This window comes from Paenisporosarcina sp. P4_E4_2 (assembly GCF_056401595.1).
The window spans coordinates 1-12,413 of record NZ_JBFUJC010000056.1 but is presented as its reverse complement, the minus strand read 5'-3'; the positions used below and the strand labels follow the sequence as shown (position 1 = coordinate 12,413).

Sequence of the window (12,413 nt, the reverse complement as noted above, 5' to 3'; positions counted from 1 at the left end):
GATATAGTCCAGACTACAAACAATGTTCATTGGTAGCGAAAGCTATAGTGGTAAGCTAAGGCGTCGGTCGGGGGTTCGAATCCCTCCTGGGACGTATGTAAGACTTTGAGCAAAAAAAACTCCCTAAATTATATTTAGGGAGTTTTTTTGTGACCAATTATAGACATGTTCAATGATTCAATCCATTTGCTGATGAGATATATTTCAGACTAAAACAGAGTTGTTGAAGTGATGATATAATAAGGAATCAGAAAGATTAGGTAGTCACGTGCCAAATTGTAAAGAAGGTATCCGAACTTCTTCCTGTGTTAAAATTCGGAACCAGTATCTATTGGAGGGTGTTAATGTGAATAAAAAATGGACTATTGAAAATATCAGAGAATATGTCAAGAAGAATTCAGATTGTGAATTACTTTCTAAAGAGTATGTAGGATACTCTCAAAAATTACTATTTAAATGTTCATGTGGAAATAATTTTGAAAAAACTTTTACTAAATTTAAAGGTAGTAACCAGAAAAAATGTCCAAATTGTTCAGAAAATAGGGCTTCTCGTTAAATCCTATAGCAACTCGTAGTCAATGGTTGTCCTTAGAAATATGACTAACAATAGGTAAACTAAAAACTTTGAGGTGGTGTGTTATGGAGCATCATACAAAAAACAAAGGGGATTTAGGTGTACTTAAAGCGCAAGCGGACTTATGTTCAAAAGGTTATTTGATTCTTACTCCATTATCAGAACATACTCCATTTGATCTTGTTGCTTATAAAGATGGAGACTTCATTCGAATTCAGGTCAAATATAGAAGTGTAAACTCTAAAGGCTTTCTATTTGTAAGATTTAGTTCGTCTTATAGTACTTCTAAAGGGTATTGCGAAAATCCAGTTGATAAAAATCAAATAGACTTGTATTGTGTTTACTGTCCAGATACAGACAGGTGTTATTATTTTGATCCGAAAAAATTTAACAGCACTGTAAATATTAGAATAAACAAATCACTTAATAAGCAGTGTAAGAATATACATTACGCAGATGATTACTTATCAATTCCGACAATATTTTTAGAAAAAACCAGACAAGAATAAATCCTTCTTTATCTAAAAGTGAATTGATCACATAACGCATGTGACTTCACTTTGGTAAAGAAGGTTTTTTTATTACAAAATTCGACATATTGGAAATGTCTGTTGCGGAAGAAGTATAATTCTCCCTAGAAGAACTTTAGTTCCATGGAAAGGAGGAAATTCAGTGTTAGAAACGTTGTTGTTAAATATCTTATTTTTAATTTTCCCTCTACTATTGTTCGTGATTTTCTTTGATAATCGCAAACATTTTTATAATATTGTATTTCTCATTGCCTTTGCCACGATTTCGATGATTTTATGTATGGTTTATCCGATTCATCTGGATATTGGTTTTATTTTTGATTTGCGGTATATCCCGTTTATTATCGTTGCGTTATATGGAGGTTATTGGAAGGTTCTGCCTCTTTTTATCGTCTTGAACGTTTATCGTTTTATGATTGGTGGGGAGGGAACAATTCAATCCCTTTTATTTTCATCCTCCATTTTCATGATTGTGCCTTTTTTGAGTAAAATATTTCTTCGAGTAAACACGCAAAAACGTTTACTTATTGGTGTTTCGGCAGCGATATTCACGATGGGATTTTACTTAACGACACTCAGTACATTTTTTGATGTATTAACACAGGAGTTCTGGTTGCTGGCATTTTATTCCCTTACCACTCATGTTGTTGTCATTATCCTGATTATGTTGATGATCGAAAAAGCACTCGATAATATTAAGAGCCGCGAAAATTTCCTTCACGCAGAACGGCTTCATGTGATGAGTGAGCTTACGGCAAGTGTGTCGCATGAGATTAGAAACCCTCTGACTGTGACCAATGGTTTCTTGCAGCTATTGAAGGAATCAAAGAATGTATCGGTAGATGAAAAAATGTACATCGATTATTCGTTGAAAGAATTGGAACGTGCCGAACAAATTGTGAGTGATTTTCTAGCATTTGCGAAACCGCAATCTGAAAACATGGTGTATGCCAATTTGGAAGAAGAATTTAGGTACGTGAAAAATATTCTAATGCCTTATGCTAAAATGAATCGTGTTGAAATTGAATGTCATTTTACAAATACACTGAAGTTGAAATACGATAAAAATCAAATGCAACAGTGTCTTTTGAATTTATTAAAAAATGGAATAGAAGCAATGAAAGAAAACGGTGGGATTTTGACAATTGAGGTCTGTGATTTCGATCAAAACATTATCTTAACCGTTAAAGATAGTGGCATTGGAATGACGAAGGATGAAATAAAGAATTTGGGCAAACCTTATTACTCAACAAAAAAAGAAGGTACTGGCCTTGGCATGTTGATGGTGTATGGAACGATCTGTAAAGTTAAAGGTAAAATTGGTGTTGAAAGTAAAAAAGGTAAAGGAACTWCTTTCACAATTACGATTCCAGTTTGAAATCTAGTTTGAAAATTGTGAAGGGGTGTGCATTAATGCGCACTCTTTTTCTATTTTCTTCTACATGTAAATTTCCCTTTTATAGTGTTTAGAGGAAGTAATTACTATATTAAAATATCTTTACAATTATATTACAGTCTTTTAATATGAATTTTGAAGATTATAAGAAATCACTATAATTTTACATTTTTGAACCAGGGAGAGTACATAGCGTGAAAAAAACATTAAAAGCATTGCTTCCATTAATTTTGCTTGTCACCGGAGTTTTAGTGGGGTGCAGTGAAGATCAAACAACTGCTAAAGAAGTCAATCCTTCAAAAGCGGAACAGAAAGAAGTTTCCAATAAAAAAGAAGAAGTCAGCGAACCGGTAACGGATGAAAATGGCCGAGTACTTTTAACAGAGGTTGGGCAAAAAGTGAAGGAAGAGGATGGAACTTCTGTAGAATTGCTGAAAATTAAAGAGGTCAATCAAAGTGTGGACATAGCACCTGTAAAAGTTGTTGTGACAAACATGAAAGTCATCCAACTAACAGATATTCATCCTGATAACACAGACTATTTACTCCAATTCATGAATGCTTCGGAATTGCCAGWGAAACTTAATTATATTCAAATAAATTATACAGCTGAAAATACATCTGATAAAAATATTGGATGGAACGGAATCAGTACAATCGTTACGAATACAGGCGAGCAACTGGATGCAATGGGTAATGACTTCATTTGGGAAGAAAATGGCTTTGACAGTACTTTTTATGGTAAGACCAAACATGAAGGAACAATCGGAGTTTTTACCACCAGCAATGTTGATGAATTGAAATCATTGAAGTTCATTATCAGCTCAAGCTATGACGAAGACACGTATGAAGATATTACTAGTGAACAACAAGCTGAATTCGGTTTTTAATCACTAATTGAGCTTTTTACTCCAAGAAGAATACAATTAATGAAGAAAGGATGTGCTGAGAAGCGCATCCTTTTTTCAATTTGTGCTACTATAAACGCAAGAGAAAGGCGGAATCCACATTGCGAAAAAAGTACGGAAAACTTCAAAAAAAAGAAAACATCATTGTCTTTCCGGGCATGGTGGACAGACTCATATCCGAAGGACTGAAACATGCTGAAGATTTTCAATATGATTTAGCGGTGGATTCAATTAGACAGGCCCTGACATACATAGAAGCTGATGAACAAACACTAGGTGTCTATGCATATTCATTGTATGAAATTCGGGAATTCACTGAGGCTAAGACAGTTTGTGAGGAACTTTTGAAATTAGGTCCTACCTATTACTTTGAAACGATGGAGTTGTATGTAACGATCCTGATGGAGCTCCGCCAGTTCGGTGAGGTAAWAGAAATTTTGGAATCATTGCTTGAAGAAGGCGTTGTTTCTGAAGATAAAATAGATAAATTTGAACAACTTCTCACATTGAATGAACGCGTGGCCAAACAAAAAAGTGATCGGATATTGGAAGATGTTCCTCATAACAATCAAATTGATGCAAGCTTATTTCAATACGAAACATTTTCTCGTTTCCCAGAAGATAAGCAACAGCAACTATTGGTTGAACTGGAAGGGGAAGATCTGACGCCAATAGAAAATGAACTGGTGACCATTATTGAAGATGACCTAATATCACCCATAACGAAATCCTTCGCCCTATTATTGATGGTACACAAAAGAATAGATCGGAACATAACCATTGAAAAGTTCGGTTATGGAACTGATATTATCCCTAAAGAGCTGTTAGACCCTTCCCAAACACCGATGGTCGAAGCTGTCCTAAACATGACGGAAGATGACCTCATTCAAAATCCAACCAAATTGGAAATGGTTCATGATTTAATCATTCGTCACTCATTTGCAACGTATCCATTTGAATGGTTTTCGTTCGATGAGCAAGAAGTGGCTGAAGCTTATATAAATTACGTAGGAGGCATGTTAGGGGAAGAAGTGACTTGCGAAGGGAAGTTGTATGACTTGCTCGTTAGGATTGATGTCCTCTTCGAAATGCGGAACATGTGAAAAAAGTTGAAAGTATCGGCGGTTATGCTATACTAGAATGGTTGTCAAAATCATAGATAAGAATGATACTAAACAATTGAAATTAATGATGGAGGTTGAATATATGTCAGTGAAATGGGAAAAACAAGAAGGTAACACAGGTATTCTAACTGTAGAAGTAGAAGCAGCAAAAGTTAATGAAGGTTTAGATAAAGCTTTCAAAAAGGTTGTTAAAGAAATCAACGTACCAGGTTTCCGTAAAGGGAAAATGYCACGTAAAATGTTCGAACAACRTTTTGGTGCTGAGTCTTTATACCAAGATGCTTTAGATTTCATTCTACCTGATGCATATGCTACAGCTGTTGAAGAAGCTGGAATCGATCCTGTTGATCGTCCGGAAATCGACATCGAAAAAATGGAGCAAGGTGAAAACTTGATTTTCAAAGCTACTGTTACAGTACGTCCTGAAGTAACTCTTGGAGATTACAAAGGCATTGAAGTTTCTAAACAAGACTCAAATGTAACTGATGAAGACATCGAAGCTCAATTAAAAGAACAACAAACACGTTTGGCTGAGCTAGTTGTTAAAGAAGACGAAGCAATCGTTGAAGGCGATACAGCTGTTATCGATTTCGAAGGATTCCTTGGAGAAGAAGCATTTGAAGGCGGCGCTGGTGAAGACCACGCACTTGAAATTGGTTCTGGATCATTCATTCCAGGTTTCGAAGAGCAATTGGTTGGCTTAAAAGCTGGCGAACAAAAAGATGTAGTTGTTACTTTCCCTGAAGAATACCATGCAGCTGAACTTGCTGGTAAAGAAGCTACTTTCAAAGTAACTGTGAAAGAAGTAAAAGGAAAAGAACTTCCTGAATTAAACGATGATTTCGCAAAAGAAATCGATAGCGAAATTGAAGGTATCGATGCTCTTCGTACGAAATTAAAAGTACAAGCAATTGAAGAAAAGAAAAATGCGGCTGAAGCTGGATTCAAAGATGAGTTAGTTGAGAAAGTTGCTGAAAACGCAACAATCGATATTCCTCAAGCAATGATCGATGCAGAAGTAGATCGTATGTTAAATGACTTCGCACAACGTTTACAATCACAAGGTATGAACCTTGACCTTTACTACCAATTCTCTGGTCAAGATGAAAACGCACTTCGTGCACAAATGATTGAAGATGCTAACAAGCGTGTGAAAGTTTCCTTGACACTTGAAGCGATCGCTGAAGCAGAAGGCCTAACAGCTTCTGAAGAAGAAGTAAATGCTGAAATCGAAAAAATGTCTGGTCAATTCAACATGACTGCTGAACAAATCCGTACAGCACTTGGTGGTACTGGCGCACTTGAAAACGATATCCGTATGCAAAAAACAATCGACTTCTTAGTTGAAAACGCTAAAGTTACAGAATAATTTTTATCACTGCTTTTTAAAACAAGGCGCGGACATATTGCCCGTGCCTTGTTTTCTCTCATACATAGGTAATGTCTGGTGATTGATCCAAAAGATACGTGAACGATGAAAAATAATGATCTAAGTTTTCATTAATCTTATTAGTTGATTCTAGTAGGAGAATCTTGTAAGATTGTGGCTTGAATAGGGGTGAATATTTTGTTCAAATTTAATGATGAAAAAGGGAATTTAAAGTGTTCCTTCTGTGGTAAATCCCAAGAACAAGTTCGTAAACTGGTCGCAGGACCTGGTGTATATATTTGCGATGAATGTATTGAATTATGTACGGAAATCGTGGAAGAAGAACTCGGTACAGAAGAAGAAACTGAGTTTAAAGAAGTTCCAAAACCAAAAGAAATCCTTTCCATTCTTGATGAATATGTAATTGGTCAGGAGCGAGCAAAAAAATCACTCGCTGTAGCTGTTTATAATCATTACAAACGCATCAATTCCGACAGCAAAATCGATGATGTGGAATTATCAAAATCAAATATCGTTATTTTGGGACCAACTGGTAGTGGTAAGACGTTACTAGCTCAAACACTTGCGCGCATTCTGAATGTGCCATTCGCGATTGCTGATGCAACATCATTAACTGAAGCTGGATATGTTGGGGAAGATGTAGAAAACATTCTCCTGAAATTGATTCAATCGGCTGATTATGATGTTGAAAAAGCGGAAAAAGGTATTATTTATATCGATGAAATCGATAAAGTAGCACGTAAATCCGAAAATCCATCCATCACGCGTGATGTTTCAGGTGAAGGTGTGCAACAGGCACTTCTGAAAATTTTAGAAGGCACAGTTGCAAGCGTTCCTCCTCAAGGTGGGCGTAAGCATCCTCATCAGGAATTCATTCAAATCGACACAACGAACATCTTGTTCATCGTTGGTGGAGCATTTGATGGAATTGATCAAATCATTAAACGTCGTTTAGGACAAAAAGTAATCGGTTTCGGTTCAGATCCAAACAAAAAAGATCCTGAAGAATCTTCATTATTATCACAATTAATTCCTGAAGATTTGTTGAAATTCGGATTGATTCCTGAATTCATTGGCCGTCTGCCAGTATTGGCAAGCTTGGAACAGCTAGACGAGAACGCTCTTGTTCAAATTTTAACTGAACCCAAAAATGCTTTAGTGAAGCAATACCAAAAAATGATTGAATTGGATAATGTCAAATTGACATTTGAAGATGATGCATTGGTTGAAATTGCGAAATTGGCAATCGAACGCAAAACGGGTGCACGTGGACTTCGTTCGATTATTGAATCATTAATGTTGGACGTGATGTATGAATTGCCTTCACGTGAAGATATTATAGAGTGTGTTATTACGAAAGAAACGGTTACTGATTCTACAAATCCGAGATTGGTTTTGGAAGACGGTAGCGTACTGAATCAAAATGATGAAAAAACTTCAGCGTAAATTTAGCTGAATGAAAAGCTGGCTTCGAACGTGCGTATGCTACGCGCAGCTCGGATGTCAGCTTTTTCTTCCATATGTTTGATTTATGGAGAAATCGGACAAAATTGGACGGAGGTGACTTTCCAAATGTCAAAGAAAAATGAAGAAAAAATCGTTCCATTATTACCTTTGCGTGGTTTGTTAGTATTTCCGACGATGGTGTTACATATTGATGTAGGTCGTGAGCGTTCTGTTGCAGCATTGGAACAGGCATTATTGACTGATAACATCGTCTTTCTGGCAACCCAAAAAGATATGAATGTTGAACAACCAGTAGAAGAGGATTTGAACGGAATAGGAACGTTGGCTCATGTGAATCAAATGATTAAACTGCCAAACGGCACAATCCGTGTATTAGTAGAAGGCTTGGAGCGTGCAACGTGGGCTAGTTACACGGAAGGTGATAACTACGCAACTGTGACCGTTACTGCTTCACCGGATGATACTGAGAAAACGCCGGAACATGAAGCCCTTATGCGCATGCTACTTCAGTATTTTGAAAAGTACTCTAAAATTTCGAAAAAAGTAACATCAGAAACATATGACACAGTCTCTGATATTGAAGAGCCAGGCCGTTTGGCGGATATGATCGCGTCTTACTTGCCGCTGAAGGTTAGTGGGAAACAAGAAGTGCTTGAAATTTTCGACGTGAAAGACCGCTTGGAATGGTTAGTCAATCGCTTGCACAATGAACAAGAAGTGTTGGATATGGAAAAGAAAATATCTGCACGAGTAAAACAGGCGATGGAACGTACACAAAAAGAATTTTATTTGCGTGAGCAAATGAAAGCGATTCAAACGGAACTTGGCGATCGAGAAGGTAAAACAGGAGAAGTAGCTGACCTTCGTAAGAAAATCGATGAATCGGGAATGCCTGAATCTACGTTAAATGTGGCTTTGAAAGAGTTAGACCGATATGAAAAACTTCCGGCAGCAGCTGCTGAAAGTGGCGTCATTCGCAACTATTTGGATTGGCTAGTGGCCATTCCATGGACGGATGCTACAGCTGATCGATTGGATATCAACCGAGCGGAAGCTATTTTAAATCGTGACCACGATGGACTGGAGTCAGTAAAAGAGCGTGTGCTTGAATATTTAGCTGTTCGTCAATTGACCAAATCATTGCGCGGACCGATTCTTTGTCTGGCTGGACCTCCAGGTGTCGGAAAAACTTCGCTTGCCCGTTCCATTGCAGAATCATTAGGACGTCAGTTCGTTCGTATTTCACTGGGTGGTGTACGAGATGAATCAGAAATTCGTGGACATCGTCGCACGTATGTAGGTGCAATGCCTGGACGCATCATTCAAGGGATGAAAAAAGCCGGAAAAATTAATCCGGTCTTCTTGTTGGATGAAATTGATAAAATGTCAAATGACTTCCGTGGGGATCCTTCTTCAGCGATGCTTGAAGTATTGGATCCGGAACAGAACCACAATTTCAGCGACCATTACATTGAAGAAACATATAACTTATCAAACGTGTTATTCGTTGCAACTGCTAWTGATTTAAGCACGATTCCAGGACCACTCCGTGATCGCATGGAAATTATTTCTATTGCAGGCTATACGGAGATGGAAAAGCAATCCATTGCAAAAAATCATTTATTGCCGAAACAGTTGAAAGAACATGGTTTGACGAAATCGCAACTGCAACTTAAAGACGATGCGATTCTTGACTTGATTCGCTATTACACACGTGAAGCGGGTGTCCGTAGTCTTGAGCGCCAAATTGCTGCTATTTGCCGTAAAGCTGCCAAACAAGTTGTATCCACTGATAAAAAACGCATTGTTATCAAAGCTTCTTCTTTGGAAGATCTAATCGGCAAACATAAATTCCGTTATGGACAAGCCGAAACAGAAAACCAGGTAGGTGTTGCGACGGGCTTGGCCTATACCACTGTTGGTGGAGACACACTTCAAATTGAAGTATCTCTTTCACCTGGTAAAGGAAAGCTGATTTTGACTGGTAAATTGGGCGATGTCATGAAAGAGTCTGCTCAGACAGCCTTGTCATTCGTTCGATCGAAAACCGAAGTATTAGGACTGGATGCGAATTTCCATGAATCGCAWGATATTCATATTCACGTGCCTGAAGGGGCGGTTCCGAAAGACGGACCTTCTGCCGGAATTACCATTGCAACGGCGCTTGTATCGGCTTTGTCAAAACGTCCTATTCGACGTGAAGTGGGCATGACTGGTGAAATCACATTACGTGGTCGCGTGTTGCCAATCGGTGGAGTTAAAGAAAAAACGTTAAGCGCTCACCGTGCAGGATTAACAACGATTATTTTACCGAAAGAAAATGAACGAGATATAGAAGATATACCGGGAAGTGTGCGCGAGGACTTAACATTCAAATTTGTCTCGCATGCTGACGAAGTGCTGGAAATAGCACTAGAAGGAGGCGGCGTGAAATGAAAGTGCATAACGTGGAATTAGTAATCAGTGCAGTACGACCAGAGCAATATCCGGAAGATGGTTTTCCGGAGTTTGCTCTTGCTGGTCGTTCAAATGTAGGAAAATCTTCATTTATTAATAAAATGATAGGCCGAAAGAGTATGGCACGTATTTCTTCAAAACCGGGGAAAACGCAAACATTGAACTTCTATAAAATTGAAGAACAATTGTTTTTCGTTGATGTTCCTGGATACGGCTATGCAAAAGTTTCGAAAAGCGAACGTGAAGCTTGGGGTAAAATGATCGAAACGTATATTACGAGTCGTGACGTGCTGAAAGCCGTTATCCAGATTGTGGATCTTCGTCATCCACCATCCGATGATGATTGCATGATGTATGATTTCCTGAAGTATCACAACATTCCTTGTATCGTCATTGCCACAAAAGCGGATAAAATCCCGAAAGGCAAATGGGAGAAGCATAAGAAAATGGTTCGTGACGAACTTGATATGGAAGCGCATGATACGATGATTCTGTTTTCTTCGGAAACGGGTCTTGGATTTGATGCGGCATGGGCAGAAATCAAACGTCGTATGGTACTAGAAATAGAATAGAACGGTTACACTCTCTAAGAAGCCTAATGCTTTTTAGGGAGTTTTTTTAATGATTTGTGAATCTGGAGGATTGAAGTTCTTGTCAGAGGTAATATAAAGGTTGTGGGGATTTTGTGCAACCTGGAATGGTAAACTGTCTACCTGGAAGTCGTTTCTGTCTACTTGGAACCGCAAACTGTCAACCTGGCACGCGATATTGTCAACCTGGAGCAACAATCACGCCAATTCGCAATACCATTAACAGACAATTCCGCATACAAGCAAAACGATTGTATGCGTTCAGACGTTTTGATACACTTACATTATAATTATTATAAAGTAGCTTACCAATCAGCCTTGATTTCATAGCTTGTTCACATTTAAAACCTTGTTTTTAAAAACGTTATGCTATAATAAAAGGCGTGAAATAGAACGTGAAAGGTGTCATGAAGCCATGCATACCATCGTAGTGGGTGTTAATTATCGTACAGCGCCGGTAGAGATTCGCGAACGATTGTCCTTCGTTGAGTCCGATTTACCGCAGGCGATGCAAGCACTGCAAGAGCAGAAAAGCATATTGGAAAACGTGATTGTCTCTACATGTAACCGTACCGAAATCTATGCGATTGTCGATCAGTTACATACCGGACGTTATTATATAAAGCAATTCCTTGCGACATGGTTCAAGTTACCGATTGAATCGTTTTCGTCGTACCTATTCATTTATGAAAATGATGGGGCGATGGAGCATCTATTCCGAGTAACTGCTTCGATCGATTCAATGGTACTTGGAGAAACACAAATTCTTGGACAAGTACGCAAAAGTTTCTTGGATGCCCAAGAACGGGGGACAACTGGAACAGTATTCAACCAATTGTTCAAACAAGCGATTACTCTTGCGAAGCGTGCACATGCTGAAACAGCAATCGGTGAGAACGCGGTTTCTGTTTCTTATGCTGCAGTTGAACTAGGAAAGAAAATTTTCGGTTCATTGAAGCAAAAGCATGTTGTTATTTTAGGGGCAGGGAAAATGGGTGAACTGGCGATTAAGAACCTTCACGGAAGTGGAGCAGAGAAAATCACAGTCATCAACCGCACCTTCGAGAAAGCTCAATTACTTGCAGAGAAATTTGATGGTCAGGCGAAATCGATGCAAGAACTTCAATGTGCATTGCTTGAAGCTGACATATTAATTAGTTCAACAGGTTCAACTGAATACGTTATTGACTTGGAATTGATGCAATTTGTGGAGCGCATTCGTAAAGGAAAGCCACTATTCATGGTGGATATCGCAGTGCCACGTGATTTGGATCCGCGCATTGGTGAGCTTCCAAATGTGTTCCTATATGATATAGATGATTTGCAAGGCATTGTGGAAGCGAACTTAGCGGAACGACAACTTGCTGCTAATGACATCATGTTGATGATTGAACAGGAACTTGTCCAGTTCAACAATTGGCTCGGTACATTGGGAGTCGTTCCTATCATCTCGGCACTTCGTCAAAAAGCGATGCAAATACAAGCAGAGACTATGGTCAGCATTGAAAACAAAATGCCTGAACTGACGGATCGAGAACGTAAGATATTAAGCAAACATACTAAATCAATTATCAATCAATTGTTAAAAGATCCAATCCTGCAGGCGAAAGAACTTGCAGTTTCATCAAATTCACATGAACAACTGCAATTATTCCAACAGATATTTGGTATTGTAGAAGAGGTTCAGCAAGAAAAACAACGTCAAATGATGGCTGTCAAACAACAGCTAGAAGTTGTTGAAGAAAAAAAGATAGCAGTTAATCCAGGGTATTCATATTAATTCATGTTAGGGGGCGTTTTCGTATCTGTATGGTAAACTATACATGCGAAAACGCTTTTTATTTCTGAGGGAAAAGGGGTAAGGTAGTGGCGGATTTGACCATGACAAGGCTGCATGAAGGTATGGTTATCCTCTACGCAATCAGTCTTGTATTTTACTTCATTGATTATTTAGATAAAGATTCAAAAGCTCACCGC

General features: G+C 38.4%; 10 protein-coding genes and 1 pseudogene. All 11 read left to right on the top strand.

Annotated features, from left to right (window positions below):
* The first annotated feature begins 346 nt into the window (after nucleotides 1-346).
* Nucleotides 347-556 carry a hypothetical protein gene (locus AC1DSB_RS06520; RefSeq protein ID WP_342543342.1) on the top strand — a complete coding sequence of 70 codons (210 nt, stop codon included), beginning with the start codon at nucleotides 347-349 and terminating at the stop codon, nucleotides 554-556.
* Between the two features lie 83 nt (nucleotides 557-639).
* Nucleotides 640-1,083, top strand: a complete 444-nt coding sequence (locus AC1DSB_RS06515; protein ID WP_477532221.1) for a group I intron-associated PD-(D/E)XK endonuclease — start codon at nucleotides 640-642, stop codon at nucleotides 1,081-1,083.
* A 163-nt stretch (nucleotides 1,084-1,246) separates the two neighbouring features.
* Nucleotides 1,247-2,482, top strand: a complete 1,236-nt coding sequence (locus tag AC1DSB_RS06510; RefSeq protein ID WP_477586167.1) for an ATP-binding protein — start codon at nucleotides 1,247-1,249, stop codon at nucleotides 2,480-2,482.
* A 212-nt stretch (nucleotides 2,483-2,694) separates the two neighbouring features.
* Nucleotides 2,695-3,390 carry a hypothetical protein gene (locus AC1DSB_RS06505; RefSeq protein WP_477586164.1) on the top strand — a complete coding sequence of 232 codons (696 nt, stop codon included), beginning with the start codon at nucleotides 2,695-2,697 and terminating at the stop codon, nucleotides 3,388-3,390.
* 119 nt (nucleotides 3,391-3,509) lie between these two features.
* Nucleotides 3,510-4,511, top strand: coding sequence for a tetratricopeptide repeat protein (locus tag AC1DSB_RS06500; protein WP_477586162.1), 1,002 nt, complete (start codon nucleotides 3,510-3,512; stop codon nucleotides 4,509-4,511).
* 103 nt (nucleotides 4,512-4,614) lie between these two features.
* On the top strand, nucleotides 4,615-5,901 hold the full coding sequence (tig, locus tag AC1DSB_RS06495) for a trigger factor (RefSeq protein ID WP_477586160.1): 1,287 nt from the start codon (nucleotides 4,615-4,617) through the stop codon (nucleotides 5,899-5,901).
* Nucleotides 5,902-6,099: 198 nt separating this feature from the next.
* Nucleotides 6,100-7,368: an ATP-dependent protease ATP-binding subunit ClpX gene (gene clpX / locus AC1DSB_RS06490; protein ID WP_477532217.1), complete on the top strand. Its 1,269-nt coding sequence runs from the start codon at nucleotides 6,100-6,102 to the stop codon at nucleotides 7,366-7,368.
* A 126-nt stretch (nucleotides 7,369-7,494) separates the two neighbouring features.
* Nucleotides 7,495-9,825 (top strand): endopeptidase La, encoded by a 2,331-nt coding sequence (gene lon, locus AC1DSB_RS06485; protein ID WP_477586158.1) that lies wholly within the window; start codon nucleotides 7,495-7,497, stop codon nucleotides 9,823-9,825.
* Nucleotides 9,822-10,418 carry a ribosome biogenesis GTP-binding protein YihA/YsxC gene (yihA, locus tag AC1DSB_RS06480; protein WP_016426759.1) on the top strand — a complete coding sequence of 199 codons (597 nt, stop codon included), beginning with the start codon at nucleotides 9,822-9,824 and terminating at the stop codon, nucleotides 10,416-10,418. The genes lon and yihA overlap by 4 nt, the downstream gene beginning before the upstream one ends.
* A 433-nt stretch (nucleotides 10,419-10,851) precedes the next feature.
* Nucleotides 10,852-12,216: a glutamyl-tRNA reductase gene (gene hemA, locus AC1DSB_RS06475; protein ID WP_477532215.1), complete on the top strand. Its 1,365-nt coding sequence runs from the start codon at nucleotides 10,852-10,854 to the stop codon at nucleotides 12,214-12,216.
* A gap of 86 nt (nucleotides 12,217-12,302) precedes the next feature.
* Nucleotides 12,303-12,413 (top strand): annotated as a pseudogene (locus AC1DSB_RS06470) (cytochrome C assembly protein); the annotation flags it as partial.